This window comes from Streptomyces sp. AM25, assembly GCF_058146165.1.
In genome coordinates this window covers 38,077-51,525 of the sequence record NZ_JBKIWN010000134.1, presented here as the reverse complement: position 1 = coordinate 51,525, position 13,449 = coordinate 38,077, and the positions used below count along the sequence as shown (strand labels likewise).

The 13,449-nt window shown below is 73.3% G+C and carries 10 protein-coding genes; 9 read left to right on the top strand and 1 reads right to left on the bottom strand.

Features of this window, described 5'->3' with window-relative positions; all coding sequences use genetic code 11:
• The first annotated feature begins 64 nt into the window (after positions 1-64).
• Complete coding sequence (locus tag ACLHRZ_RS39395; protein WP_490423418.1) at positions 65-3,022, top strand: glycoside hydrolase family 84 protein; 2,958 nt, start codon at positions 65-67, stop codon at positions 3,020-3,022.
• 115 nt (positions 3,023-3,137) lie between these two features.
• Here ACLHRZ_RS39395 and ACLHRZ_RS39390 read toward each other — a convergent pair whose 3' ends face one another.
• On the bottom strand, positions 3,138-3,674 hold the full coding sequence (locus tag ACLHRZ_RS39390) for an HNH endonuclease (RefSeq protein ID WP_390781121.1): 537 nt from the start codon (positions 3,672-3,674) through the stop codon (positions 3,138-3,140).
• Between the two features lie 268 nt (positions 3,675-3,942).
• Here ACLHRZ_RS39390 and ACLHRZ_RS39385 point away from each other — a divergent pair, with 268 nt between their 5' ends.
• The 8 genes from ACLHRZ_RS39385 to ACLHRZ_RS39350 all read left to right on the top strand — a co-directional run bounded on the left by ACLHRZ_RS39385 (position 3,943) and on the right by ACLHRZ_RS39350 (position 13,366).
• Positions 3,943-5,004, top strand: coding sequence for a mechanosensitive ion channel family protein (locus ACLHRZ_RS39385; RefSeq protein ID WP_490423417.1), 1,062 nt, complete (start codon positions 3,943-3,945; stop codon positions 5,002-5,004).
• Between the two features lie 152 nt (positions 5,005-5,156).
• Positions 5,157-6,356 carry an ROK family transcriptional regulator gene (locus ACLHRZ_RS39380; RefSeq protein ID WP_490423416.1) on the top strand — a complete coding sequence of 400 codons (1,200 nt, stop codon included), beginning with the start codon at positions 5,157-5,159 and terminating at the stop codon, positions 6,354-6,356.
• Between the two features lie 47 nt (positions 6,357-6,403).
• Positions 6,404-7,729, top strand: coding sequence for an ABC transporter substrate-binding protein (locus ACLHRZ_RS39375; protein WP_490423415.1), 1,326 nt, complete (start codon positions 6,404-6,406; stop codon positions 7,727-7,729).
• Positions 7,730-7,742: 13 nt separating this feature from the next.
• Positions 7,743-8,693 carry a carbohydrate ABC transporter permease gene (locus ACLHRZ_RS39370; protein WP_490423414.1) on the top strand — a complete coding sequence of 317 codons (951 nt, stop codon included), beginning with the start codon at positions 7,743-7,745 and terminating at the stop codon, positions 8,691-8,693.
• Between the two features lie 6 nt (positions 8,694-8,699).
• Positions 8,700-9,530 (top strand): carbohydrate ABC transporter permease, encoded by an 831-nt coding sequence (locus ACLHRZ_RS39365; protein ID WP_490423413.1) that lies wholly within the window; start codon positions 8,700-8,702, stop codon positions 9,528-9,530.
• Positions 9,531-9,536: 6 nt separating this feature from the next.
• Positions 9,537-10,793, top strand: a complete 1,257-nt coding sequence (locus tag ACLHRZ_RS39360; RefSeq protein ID WP_490423412.1) for a 6-phospho-beta-glucosidase — start codon at positions 9,537-9,539, stop codon at positions 10,791-10,793.
• On the top strand, positions 10,784-11,770 hold the full coding sequence (locus ACLHRZ_RS39355; protein ID WP_490423411.1) for an N-acetylglucosamine kinase: 987 nt from the start codon (positions 10,784-10,786) through the stop codon (positions 11,768-11,770). The genes ACLHRZ_RS39360 and ACLHRZ_RS39355 overlap by 10 nt, the downstream gene beginning before the upstream one ends.
• Before the next feature lie 240 nt (positions 11,771-12,010).
• Positions 12,011-13,366 (top strand): GlnX family signal transduction membrane protein, encoded by a 1,356-nt coding sequence (locus ACLHRZ_RS39350; protein ID WP_490423410.1) that lies wholly within the window; start codon positions 12,011-12,013, stop codon positions 13,364-13,366.
• The last annotated feature ends 83 nt before the right edge of the window (positions 13,367-13,449 follow it).

Here is a 13,449-nt window from a genome sequence, read left to right as displayed (position 1 = left end):
CGCGATTCGCCTGGTGATGGGCTCGTCGACCACGGAGGCGACACCAGGACGAGGAGCAATGCCCGTGCCGTTCCCCAGCAACGACTCCTCGTACGAGGCCCGTCCGGCACGACAGCCGGGCCCCGTCCTCGGCACCGGGCGGCTCGGCCGGCCGCGGCGGGCGGGGGTCACCGTGCTGGCCGCGGCGCTGCTGAGCGGGCTGCTCGGGAGCGCGCACGACGCCCTCGCCGACCCCCGTCCCGGCGACACCGCGGCCCCGACGACCCCCGACACGGACCCGCAGAGCACGGGCGCCCTGCCGCCGGTCTGGCCGCGCCCGCAGACGGCGCGCGCACAGGGCGCGGGCGCCCGCATCGGCGACCAGGTCACGCTCATGGCCGAGCAGAACACCGACCCGTACACGCTCGAAGCGCTGCGCACCCTCCTGCACGGCCTCGGCGCGCGGACCGTCGTCGACGCCCAGCCCGGCGGCACCCCGCCGCCGGACGGGCTGATCGTCTACGCGGGCGGCAGGGCGGCCGAGGACGCCCTGCGCGCGCTCGGCGCCCCGCCCGTGGCCGACCTGCCCTCCGGCGGCTACCGGCTGGCGACCGGCCAGATCGACGGCCGCCCGGTGGCGGCGCTTTCGGGCGTGGGGCCGGACGGGCTGTTCCACGCGGCGCAGACGCTGCGGCAGTTGGCGGTGCAGCGCGACGGCGGCCGCGTCCTCGCCGGGGCGGTCGTGCGCGACTGGCCGGTCACGGGCGTACGCGGCCTGACCGAGGGCTTCTACGGCGACCCCTGGACGCACGAACAGCGGCTGGCGCAGCTGGACTTCCTGGGGCGCACGAAGCAGAACCGCTATCTCTACGCCCCCGGCGACGACCCGTACCGCCAGGCCCGCTGGCGCGCCCCCTACCCGGCCGCGCAGCGCGCCGAGTTCCGCGACCTGGCCGAGCGGGCCCGCCGCAACCACGTGACGCTGGGCTGGGCCGTGGCGCCGGGGCAGGGCATGTGCTTCTCCTCGGGCGACGACCTGCGGGCACTCAAGCGCAAGGTCGACGCGATGTGGGCGCTCGGAGTGCGCGCCTTCCAACTGCAGTTCCAGGACGTCAGCTACACCGAGTGGCACTGCGACGCGGACCGGGACGCCTTCGGCTCCGGCCCCAAGGCCGCCGCCAAGGCGCAGGCGAAGGTCGCGGGCGCGCTCGCGGCGCACCTGGCGGCCAAGGGGTCCGAGGCGGCGCCGCTGTCCCTGCTGCCCACCGAGTACTACCAGGACGGGCGCACGGCCTTCCGGCGCGCCCTGGCCGACGCGCTCGACCCGCGCGTCGAGGTGGCCTGGACCGGCGTGGGCGTGGTGCCGAGGACCATCACCGGCGCCGAACTGGCCGACGCCCGCTCGGCGTTCGGGCACCCGCTGGTGACGATGGACAACTACCCGGTCAACGACTTCGCGCAGGACCGTATCTTCCTCGGCCCGTACACCGGCCGGGAGCCCGCCGTGGCCACCGGCTCGGCCGCGCTGCTCGCCAACGCCCCGGCGCAGCCCGCCGCTTCCCGCATCCCGCTGTTCACTGCGGCCGACTTCGCCTGGAACCCGCGCGGCTACCGGCCCGACGACTCCTGGAAGGCCGCCGTCGACGACCTCGCGGGCGGCGACGGGCCCACGCGCGACGCGCTGCGCGCGCTCGCCGGCAACGACGCCTCGTCCATGCTCGGCGGTGAGGAGTCGGCGTATCTGCGGCCTCTGCTGGACGACTTCTGGACCGCGCTCGGCGGCACGGACACCGGGAAGCCGAACGACGCCGCCGACCGGCTGCGGGCCGCCTTCCGCACCATGGCCGACGCGCCGCAGCGGCTTGCGCCGAGCCTGGGCACGGAGCTCCGGCCGTGGCTGGACCAGCTGGGGCGGCACGGCCGGGCCGGGCTGCGGGCGGTGGACATGCTCACCGCGCAGGCCCGCGGCGACGGCGCCGCGGGCTGGCAGGCCCAGCTGGACGTGCAGAAGCTGCGGGCGCAGATCGGCGCGGAGAACGCGACCGTCGGGGCCGGGGTGCTCACCCCGTTCCTCGACAAGGCCCTCGCGCGGGCCAACGGCTGGACCGGCGTCGACCGGCCGCTGCGCACGGGCGGCAAGGCGACCGACGGAGACCCGGCCACCGCCGTCACCCCGCCCCGCGGCGCCCCGCTGGCGGTGGCGGTGCGCGGGCCGCACCCGCTGGCCGCGGTCACCGTGCTCACGGACCCGGCGCCCGGCACCCGCGGCACGGTCGAGGCGCACGACCCGGCCGCGGGCTGGCAGCAGCTCGGCCCGCTGTCGGACAGCGGCTGGACCCAGGTGCCCGGCAAGGGCGTCAAGGCCGACGGGCTGCGGCTCGTGTGGGACGACGCGGCCGCCGCCCCGCCCGCCGTGCACGAGATCGCGCCCTGGTTCGCCGACGCCCCCACCGCGGACCTCGACCTCGCGCAGGACCAGGTGGACACGGACATCGGCGGCCGGCCCGCCGTCGTCGAACTGCGGATGATCAACCGGCGCCCGGACACCGTCCGCGAGCGCCTCGCGGTGACCGCCCCCTCGGGCGTCACCGTGAACGCGCCCGCCGAGCTGGCGGTGGCGCGGGGCGGGGTGGCCACGGCCCGGATCGAGATCTCGGTGCCGGCCGGGGCCTCGGGGCACGACGTCGCGGTGCGGCTGAAGCTGGCCGGGCAGGAGCGGACGGTCACCGTCCACGCCTATCCGCCCACCGGCGGCCCGGACCTGGCGCAGGGGGCCAGGACGACGGCGTCGGGCGACCAGGGGTGGCAGCTGGAGCTGGCGCGTCCGGTGCGGCTGGGGCGGCTGGTGCTGCACTGGAAGGACGACGCTGCGCCGTCGCGCTGCCGGGTCCAGGTCTCGTCGGACGGTCGCACCTGGCGCGAAGCCCCTGCGGGGGGCTCGACGGGCACGGTGCGGATGGATGCGCCGGATGCCCGGTTCATTCGCGTTCAGGGCGGCGAGGGGGCCGTGCTGGCGGGGGTCGAGGCCTACGCGGTGCGGTGAGTTTCGGCTGCGGGCCGGTTGTGCTGGATCGCGTCCACGCGGCGGAGCTGCGTGTTCGGCACAGCCCCGCGCCCCTTACGGGGCGCGGGGTCTCTCACACGACGATGGCCCGGTCTCAGGCAGAAATGCCGTCGATCCGGGCCATCGCGTCTTCCGCGCCGTAGGCCTCCAAGTAGGGCAGCCAGCGCGGGTCCCTATGCCCCGTGCCGATGATGCGCCACGCCAGGCCGGACGGCGGAGCGGGCTGGTGGCGCAGCCGCCACCCCAGCTCGGCGACGTGCCGGTCGGCCTTGACGTGGTTGCACCGGCGGCATGCAGCCACCACGTTGTCCCAGGCGTGCTGCCCGCCGCGGCTGCGCGGCACGACGTGGTCGACGCTGGTTGCGACGCCACCGCAGTACGCGCAGCGCCCGCCGTCGCGGGCGAAGAGGGCACGGCGGGTGAGCGGGACGGGGCCCCGAAAGGGGACCCGCACGAAGCGCTTCAGGCGCACGACGCTGGGTGCGGGGATGGTGCAGGTCGCGCTGTGCAGATAGGCGCCGGTGTCCTCGAGGCTGACGGCCTTTTCGTTGAGGACGAGTATGAGCGCGCGGCGGAGCGGTACGACGCCGAGCGGCTCGTACGACGCGTTGAGGACCAGGACATGCGGCACGGGTGCCTCCTTGTACGCCGGCGGCGCGTGGCTCGCGCCGGGACGATCTCCTGCAAGTGTCCCCTGTGCCCTGGTCGGAGCGCCACCATGACCGGGTAACGGGTCTCAGGTGTTTTGCGGCACACCGCGGCCAACCCCTGGCAGGACCTGCTCGATACCCGTCTCTTCTCGAACACAACAACGGAAGCCGCGCCCTGCCCCGATAGTGTGGTGGGTCTGCCCGCGCCGCCCCGCCGCGGGCGTGTGCCCCATACGGAGGATTCCTGCTGTGTTCCGGTCCGCTGCCCTGGCTGCTGACTCGACGCCCCGTCCCCCCGCGTCCCTGGACGAGGCCCAGCGGACGGCGAACGACGCCGCCGGCTGGGTCGAGCAGAACTGGTCGATCTGGCTCAGCAACGGTCTGCGCATCATCCTGATCATCGTGATCGCGGTGGCCATGCGCTCCCTGATCCGCCGCGGGATCACCCAGCTGATAACGCGGATGAACCGCGGCACCCACCACCTCGACGGCACGGCCCTGGGCAGCCTGCTGGTCAACGCCGAGCGGCGGCGACAGCGCTCGGAGGCCATCGGCTCGGTGCTGCGCAGCGTCGCCTCGTTCGTGATCATGGGCACGGCGGCGCTGACCGTGCTGTCCGTGCTGAAGATCAACCTGGCCCCGCTGCTCGCCTCGGCGGGTGTCGCGGGCGTGGCCATCGGTTTCGGCGCCCGGAACCTCGTCACCGACTTCCTGTCCGGCGTCTTCATGATCCTGGAGGACCAGTACGGCGTCGGCGACGAGATCGACGCCGGCGTCGCCACGGGCACCGTGATCGAGGTGGGCCTGCGTGTCACCAAGCTGCGCGGCCCCAACGGCGCCATCTGGTACGTGCGCAACGGCGAGGTCAAGCGCATCGGCAACCTCAGCCAGGGCTGGGCCATGGCCGACGTGGACGTCTCCCTGCGCTACGACGAGGACCTCGACCGGGCCCGCGAGATCATCGCGTCGGCGGGCCAGGACATGGCCAAGGCCGCGCCGTGGGACGAGAAGATCTGGGAACCGGTCGAGGTCATGGGCCTGGACTCGGTGAGCCTGGACTCGGTCGTGGTCCGCGTCCAGGCGAAGACGGCGCCCGGGGAGGCCGCCGGGGTCGAGCGGGAGCTGCGCTGGCGGATCAAGCAGGCGCTGGACACGGCGGGCATCCGGATGGGCGTGGTGCAGGCCGCGGACGCCGCGCCGGCCGCCGACCCGACGGCCGCGGTGGCCGCCCCCTCGGCGCTGGGCAACCCGGCGTCGCCGCAGTCCATGGCCACGGCCCCGATACCGCCGGGGCCGACGCTGGGGAAGTGAGGAATCCCGGGGGCCTGCGCCCCCGGGTTCCTTTTTCGCCACGCAGCCCCTCGCCCCTTTCGCCGCACGACCATTGACCCGCGATTGCCGCCCGCATACCGTCCTCGTGAACGGTTAGGAAGGTTTCCCAACAGACCTCCGCGGGAGCGCTCATGGTCACCACCCCCGGAACCCCCCGAGTCCTCCGGGCCATGAACGACCGGGCCGCCCTGGACCTGCTGATCGCCCACGGCCGCCTCACCCGCACCCGGCTCGGCGAGCTGACCGGGCTGTCCAAGCCCACCGCCTCCCAGCTCCTCGCCCGCCTGGAGGCCGCCGGTCTCGTCCGCACCACCGGCTGCGTCACCGGGCGCCCGGGGCCCAGTGCGCTGCTGTACGAGGTCGACCCCGGCATCGCCCACGTCGCGGCCCTCGCCGTCGACAAGGCCGGGATCAGCGCCGCCGTCGCCGACATCACCGGCACCACGGTCGGCGGCCACCGCGTCGAGGCCGACGCCACCGCGGAGGACGTCCGCTCCCGCACCGCCGGGCTCGTGGCCGAGGCCGTCGACGGCGCGCTGCGCGCGGCCGGCCTCGGCCGGGACGCCCTGTGCCGCATCGTCATCGGCACCCCCGGCGCCCTCGACCCGTGCACCCGGCGGCTGCGGTACGCGCCCCACCTGCCCGGCTGGCAGGCGCGCGCCCTCGTCGACGAGCTCTCCGCCGTGCTCGGCACGCCCGTGGTCGTCGAGAACGACGTCAACCTCGCCGCCGTCGCCGAACAGCACGGCGGCTCCGCCCGGGACTGCGCCGACTTCGTCCACTTCTGGGCCGACGAGGGCGTCGGCGCCGCCGTCGTGCTCGGCGGCCGCCCGCTGCGCGGCGCACGGGGCGGGGCGGGCGAGATCGGCTACATGCCGATGCCGGGCGCCCCGGTCGTCCGCGGCGGACCCGCGGGCGGCCCCGGGCCGCTCGCCGAGGGCGGCCTGGACATGCTCGTCGTCTCCGCCGCCGTGGTCGCGCTGGCCCGCCGCCACGGCATCGAGGCCGCCACCGCCCCGGAGGCGCTGGCCGCCGCCGCGGCCGCGCCGGGTGCGGGCGACACCGTCCTCGCCGAGCTGGCCCACCGCATCGCCACCGCGCTCCTGGCCGTCGTCGCCGTGGTCGACCCGGAGCTGATCGTGCTCTCCGGCGAGGTCTGCCTGGCCGGCGGCGACCGGCTGCGCGGACTGATCGAGGACGAGATGTCCGGACTCGACCTGCCCCGGCCGGAGTTGCGGCTGAGCACGGTCGAGGGCTCCCCCATCCTCCTCGGCGCCCTGCACACGGCACTCGCCGAAGCGCGCGACTCGGTGTTCGACACCACGTCCTGACGCCCCGCGCCCTCCCGCTCCCTCACCGCCCGAAGGGACGTTCCGCCATGTCACGTGCCCGCGTCCCCCTGCTGCTGGCCGCAGGGCTGCTCCTGGCCGGATGCGCGCATCCGAGCACCGGCAGCGCCGACGACGACCCCGCCCGGCCCGTCACCCTGACGTTCTGGCACGGCTGGTCGGAGAAGAAGGAGGTCGCGGCGGTCGACGCATCGATCGCCCGGTTCGAGAGGCTGCATCCCCAGATCAAGGTCGAGGCGACCGGCAACGTCGGCGACACCACCGTGAACCAGGCCCTGCGGGCGGGCGGCGGGAACGCCCCCGACGTCGTGTCCTCGTTCACCACCAACAACGTCGGCCAGTACTGCTCCACGGGCATGTGGGTCGATCTCGATCCCTTCCTGGCCAAGTCCGGTCTCGACAAGTCCCGGATCTTCCCCGCGCCCCTCCTCCGCTATTCCGGCCACCGGGGCCGGCAGTGCGCCCTCCCGCTGCTCGCCGACGCGTACGGGCTGTACTACAACAAGGACGCGTTCGAGAAGGCCGGCATCACCCGGCCCCCGCGCACCATGTCGGAGTTCAAGGACGCCGCCGTCCGGCTCACGCAGCGCACGCAGGACGGTTCGTACCGGCAGCTGGGATTCATGCCGGACTTCCGGCTGTACCAGAACAGCCCGGACCGGTTCTTCGCCCAGTGGGGGCCGCGGTATTTCGACGGCACGGGCAGGGCGGTGCTCGCCCGGGAACCCGCGGCGAAGCAGTTCTTCTCCTTCCAGCGCGAACTCGTCTCCGCCCTCGGCGGCTACACGTCGCTGGAGACCTACCGCACCACCTTCGGCGACGAGATGTCCTCGCAGAACGCCTTCCTCACCGGAAAACTCGCCATGCATCTGGACGGCGAATGGCGGGGGGCGATGCTCGACGAGGCCAAGCCGGGATTCCGCTGGGGCACGGCCCCGCTGCCCGTTCCGGACGACCGGGCCGGGACGTACGGGCGCGGATACCTGACCGGAACGGTCATCGGCATCGCCCACAGCAGCAGACACCAGAACGCGGCCTGGGAGCTGGTGAAGTTCCTGACCACCGACACCGACCAGGTCGTCGCCTTCGCCAATGCCATCCGCAACGTGCCGTCCACCGACGCCGCACTGACCTCGCCGAAACTCGACCGCGACCCCGCCTTCCGTACCTTCCTGGACATCGCCGCGCACCCGGACAGCACCGGCATGCCGCCGTCGGTGAACGGCGGGCAGTACATCACCGCGCTCCAGGACTTCGGTTACGCCGTCGAGGCGGGAAAGGTCCCCGACCTGGACGAGGGGTTACGGGAACTCGACCGGCAGATCGACGCCGACACCCTCCAGTCCGCGAACTGACGGAGTACCGCACATGGCCACCGGTACCTCACCCGCCCTGCGCCGCAGACGCACCCGCGAACGGCTGCGCACCCTCGGATTCCTCTCCCCCTGGCTGGTCGGATTCACCGTCTTCTTCGGTTACCCGCTCGTCGCCACCGTCTATTTCTCCTTCATGCACTACAACCAGATCCAGGCCCCCGCGTTCGTGGGCCTGCGCAACTGGACATACGTACTGCAGCAGATGCCGCTCTTCGGGCCCGCGCTGTGGAACACGCTCTGGCTGGTGGTGGTCATGGTCGCGCTGCGCGTCGTCTTCGGCATCGGCACCGGGCTGCTGGTCACCAAGGTGAGGACCGGCGCCGGCTTCTTCCGCACCGCCTTCTACCTGCCGTACCTGGCCCCGCCCGTGGCCGCCACCGTCGCGTTCGTGTTCCTGCTCAACCCGGGGACCGGACCGGTGAACGAGGCCCTTTCCGCGGTCGGGATCGACGCCCCGAACTGGTTCAACGACCCGGACTGGGCCAAGCCGTCACTGGTGCTGCTGTCCCTGTGGGGCATCGGCGACCTCATGGTGATCTTCATGGCCGCACTGCTGGACGTACCCAAGGAGCAGTACGAGGCGGCGGAGCTGGACGGGGCGGGGGCATTTGCTCGATTCCGGTACGTCACCTGGCCGTCGATCACCCCGATCGTGATGTTCGCGGTGGTCACCGGAGTCGTCCAGACCATGCAGTACTACACGCAGGCGCTCGTCGCCGGAAAACTTGCCTCCGGCGTCACCGTCGGGCCCGGCTCGGTGATCCAGCCGGGATATCCGGACCACTCCACGCTCACCGTGCCGCAGCTGGTCTATTCGCTCGGATTCCAGAACTTCAACACCGGTGCGGCGTGCGTGCTTTCGCTCGTCCTCTTCGCCCTGGCGATGGCCGTGACCTCGCTGCTGATGCGCAGGAGCGCCGGCCTGCTGACGGCGGAGGACTGATCCGGCATGCATCGGAACCGCACGCTCCACTGGATCGCCGTCCACGCCACGGCCGTTGCCGCCGCGCTCTTCTTCGTCCTGCCGTTCGTCTTCGTCTTCCTGACCTCCGTCATGAGCGACGAACAGGCGATGAGCGGCGAACTGTGGCCGCACGAATGGAAATGGTCCAACTACACGACCGTCTTCCGCACCCCCGGATTCCTCGACTGGTGGAAGAACTCCCTGATGTACGCCGGGCTGGGCACGCTGTTCACCGTGTGCTCGTCCCTGCCCGTCGCCTACGCGCTCGCGAAGTTCCGCTTCCGGGGCAGGCGTCCGGCGATGATGCTCGTCATCGCCACGATGATGCTGCCGCCCCAGGTCGTCGTCGTTCCGATGTACCTGGTGTGGGCGCAGCAGCTGCACCTGTCGGGGTCCCTGTGGCCGCTGATCGTGCCGATGGCCTTCGGCGACGCGTATTCCGTCTTCCTGCTGCGGCAGTTCCTGCTGACGATCCCCAGGGAGTACCTGGAGTCGGCCCGGATGGACGGCTGCGGTGAGGTGCGCACGCTGCTGCGCATCGTCGTGCCCATGGCCAGGCCGGGTCTCGCGGCCGTCGCACTGTTCCAGTTCTTCTTCTGCTGGAACGACTATTTCGGCCCGCAGATCTACGCCGCGCAGAATCCCGGCGCCTGGACGCTGTCGTACGGACTGGAATCGTTCAAGAGCGCCCACAACGTCGACTGGAATCTCACGATGGCCGCCACCCTGCTCGTCATGGCGCCGGTCGTCGTCGTTTTCTTCTTCGCACAGAAGGCCTTCGTCGAAGGCGTCACTCTCACCGGAGTAAAGGGCTGATCGCTCGTGCTCAAACTCACCGTGGTCGGCGGAGGTTCGACCTACACCCCCGAACTCGTCGACGGATTCGCGCGCCTGCGGGACGTGCTGCCGCTGGACGAACTCGTTCTCGTCGACCCGGCCGCGGACCGCCTGGAGCTCGTGGGCGGGCTGGCGCGGCGCATCTTCCGCAGACAGGGCCACCCCGGCCGGATCTCCTGGACCGCGGACCTCGACGCCGGCGTGGACGGCGCCGACGCCGTCCTGCTCCAGCTGCGCGTGGGCGGGCAGGCCGCCCGCAACCAGGACGAGACCTGGCCGCTGGAGTGCGGCTGCGTCGGCCAGGAGACCACCGGCGCGGGCGGCCTCGCCAAGGCGCTGCGCACCGTGCCGGTGGTACTGGACATCGCCGAGCGCGTACGGCGGCGCAACCCGGACGCCTGGATCGTCGACTTCACCAACCCGGTCGGGATCGTCACCCGCGCCCTGCTGACCGCCGGGCACCGGGCGGTCGGGCTGTGCAACGTGGCCATCGGCTTCCAGCGGAAGTTCGCCCGGCTGCTGGGCACGGCCCCGGAGGAGGTGAGCCTGGAGCACGTGGGCCTCAACCACCTCACGTGGGAGCGCGCGGTGCACGTCGGCGGCCGCGACGTGCTGCCCGGTCTGCTGGCCGGGCACGGCGACGCCATCGCCGCCGACCTGCGCATGCCGCGCGAACTCCTGGACCGGCTGGGCGTGGTGCCCTCGTACTACCTGCGCTACTTCTACCAGCACGACGCGGTCGTCCGGGAGTTGGACGGCAAGCCGTCCCGGGCCGCCGAGGTGGCGGAGATGGAGCACCGGCTGCTGGCCCTGTACGCCGACCCGGCCCTGGACGAGAAGCCGGAGCTGCTGGCGAAGCGGGGCGGGGCGTTCTACTCGGAGGCCGCCGTCGCGCTCACCTCGTCGCTGCTGCGCGGCACGGGGGACGTGCAGGTGGTGAACGCCTTCAACAACGGCACCCTGCCGTTCCTGCCCGACGACGCGGTGATCGAGGTCCCGGCATCCGTGGACGCGCAGGGCGTGCACCCTTTGCCCGTACGGCCGTTGGAGCCGCTGTACGCGGGCCTGATCGCCAATGTGACCGCCTACGAGCACCTGGCCCTGGAGGCGGCGCTCGAAGGCGGCCGCGACCGGGTCTTCCGGGCGCTGCTGGCACACCCGCTGATCGGCCAGGCCGAGTACGCGGACCGGCTGACCGACGCGCTCCTCGCGCACAACCGGGAGCACCTGGCGTGGGCCTGACCGGAACCGTGCTCGCGATCGACGCGGGCAACAGCAAGACGGACGTCGCCCTGGTGGGCCCCGACGGCACGGTCCTGGGCACCGCGCGCGGCGGCGGCTTCCGGCCCGCGGAGGCGGGGGCCGCGGCGGCGGTGGCGGGGCTGGTGCCGATCGTCGCCGAGGCCGCCGCCCGGGCGGGCCTGGGCGGGATCGTACGGGCCGGACACGTCCAGGCGTGCCTGGCCAACGCCGATCTCCCGGTGGAGGAGGCGGAGTTGGCGGAGCGGATCGAGGGCCTGGGCTGGGCGCCGTCGGTGACCGTGGCCAACGACACCTTCGCGCTGCTGCGGGCCGGGCTGCCCGACGGCCCGGAACCGGCCGGGGTCGCCGTGGTGTGCGGCGCGGGCATCAACTGCTCGGGCGTGGCGCCGGGCGGCAGGGTGGCGCGCTTCCCCGCCATCGGCCGGATCTCCGGCGACTGGGGCGGCGGCGGGTGCCTGGCGGACGAGGCGCTGTGGTGGGCGGCCCGGGCGGACGACGGCCGCGGCGAACCGAGCGAGCTCGCCCGTGCGCTCCCCGCCCACTTCGGGCTGCCCGGCATGCCCGCACTGATCGAGGCGCTGCACCTGGGCCGGATCCCGGCGGCGCGGCGGTACGAGATGACGCCGGTGCTGTTCGCGGTGGCGGCGGCGGGCGACGCGGTGTCCCGGGCGGTCGTGGCGCGGCAGGCGGAGGAGATCGTCGCGATGGCCCGGGTCGCCCTGAGCCGGCTGGGGCTGCTGGAGGCGGAGGTTCCGGTGGTGCTGGGCGGCGGTGTGCTGGCAGCACGTCATCCGCTGCTGCACGAACGAGTGCTGTCCCTCCTCACGGAGTGCGCCCCGAAGGCGGTGCCGGTGGTGGTGACGGCACGTCCGGTCCTGGGCGCGGGCCTGCTGGGCCTGGACCGGACGGGCGCGCCGAGGGATGCCTACGGGAGGCTGCGGGAGGCGTATGTGTAGGGGCGCCCCGTCAGGGGCGCGGGGAACTGCGCGATCAGCCACCGCCGGCCCGCAGTTGACGCACAACCCCGGGGTCCGGGGCGAAGCCCCGGGAACGTCGGCTGCGGGTGCGTCGCGGCTGATCGCGCCCACGCGGCGGAGCCGCATATGCGAACAGCCCCGCGCCCCTTCGGGCGCGTGGGTGGGCGGGCAGCCCGTCTCCGGTTCATACTTGGCGCCAGCGACCAAGGGGGAGGTCTCGTGTCACAACCACAGCAGCCGGCCTGGCGCGAAGGCGCCGCCCGCCTGCGCGCCGCCGCGACGACCGAGCCGGGCCGCCTCCGCATCGTCGGTGCGGCCCTCGTGGCCGTCCTCGCGGTCTTCGGCGGCGTCACCGCCTGGCAGGTCAGCGACCGGGCGGCCGCGGCCGACGCGGTCGTCGCGCACAGCCAGCCGCTCAGCGCCGACGCGGCGAGCATCTACCGCTCGCTCGCCGACGCCGACACCACGGCCGCCTCCGGCTTCCTTGCCGGCGGCCAGGAGCCGAAGGCCGCGCGCGACCGCTACGACCAGGACATCGCCCTGGCGTCCGAACTGCTGGTCAAGGCGGCGGCGAACACGAGCGGGTCGGACACGGAGCGCCGGCAGATCGCCACGCTCAACAAGCAACTGCCGGTCTACACCGGCCTGGTGGACACCGCCCGCGCGAACAACCGCCAGGGCCTGCCGCTCGGCGGCGCGTACCTGCGTTATGCGAGCGAGCAGATGCGCGGTCAACTACTGCCCGCCGCCAGCGCTTTGTACGAGGCGGAAACCGGACGGCTCGGTTCCGACTACCGGGACGCCAAGGCCTGGCCCTGGGCCGCGCTGGCCGCCGGGGCCGTCACCCTGGGCGCGCTCGGCTGGGCGCAGCGGCGCAACTACCTGCGCACGAACCGCGTCTTCAATCATGGACTGCTGGCCGCGACGGCGGCAACCGCGGTAGTGCTGCTGTGGCTCGTCGCCGGGCACACGGTGGCGCGGGCGGAGCTGGACAACTCCGACCGGCACGGCGCGCAGTCCCTGCGGGTCCTCAACGAGGCCCGGATCAGCTCGCTCCAGGCCCGCGGCGACGAGAACCTCACCCTGGTGTCCCGGGGTTCGGTGCTCGACTCGCGAACGGGGGACGACGTCTACGAGACGAGCTTCCGGACGGACATGATGAAGCTCATCGGCAACAACACGGGCGACTCCGCTCCGGCCTCCGGCAGCCTGCTGGACCGGGCCGGGGCGCTCGCGGACGGCGCAGCAGGGCGTGACCCGGTGGCCAAGGCCGTGACGGACGTGGGGCAGTGGCTCCGGCAGCACAGTGCCGCACGCGCCGCCGACGTCAGCGGGGACTACAAGGGGGCACTGCGGATGGTGAACGGCGGGAAGGACAGTACGGGCGAGTCCTTCGACCGGGTGGACAGCGAGCTGCAGCAGGCTTTGTCGCACGAGCAGGCGCAGTTCCGGCACTCCGCCGACAACGGGCGCGGCGCGCTGACCGGGTTGACGGCCGGGGCGGCGGTGCTGGCCCTGCTGGCCGCGACGGGCGCGGTGCTGGGCATCGGCCGCAGGCTGTCGGAATACCGGTGACAGGGTGACAGGGGGAGGCGGGACGTGAGGACCCACGCACGGAGGAGGGCGGCGCTGGCCGCCGCCACGGCGGCCGTGTGCGC

What these genes read in the sequence shown, in the direction of transcription:
- ACLHRZ_RS39380 (WP_490423416.1), top strand. Translation starts at nt 5,157, where the DNA reads ATGGTCACCACCCCCGGAACCCCCCGAGTCCTCCGGGCCATGAACGAC.
- ACLHRZ_RS39365 (WP_490423413.1), top strand. Translation starts at nt 8,700, where the DNA reads ATGCATCGGAACCGCACGCTCCACTGGATCGCCGTCCACGCCACGGCC.
- ACLHRZ_RS39370 (WP_490423414.1), top strand. Translation starts at nt 7,743, where the DNA reads ATGGCCACCGGTACCTCACCCGCCCTGCGCCGCAGACGCACCCGCGAA.
- ACLHRZ_RS39375 (WP_490423415.1), top strand. Translation starts at nt 6,404, where the DNA reads ATGTCACGTGCCCGCGTCCCCCTGCTGCTGGCCGCAGGGCTGCTCCTG.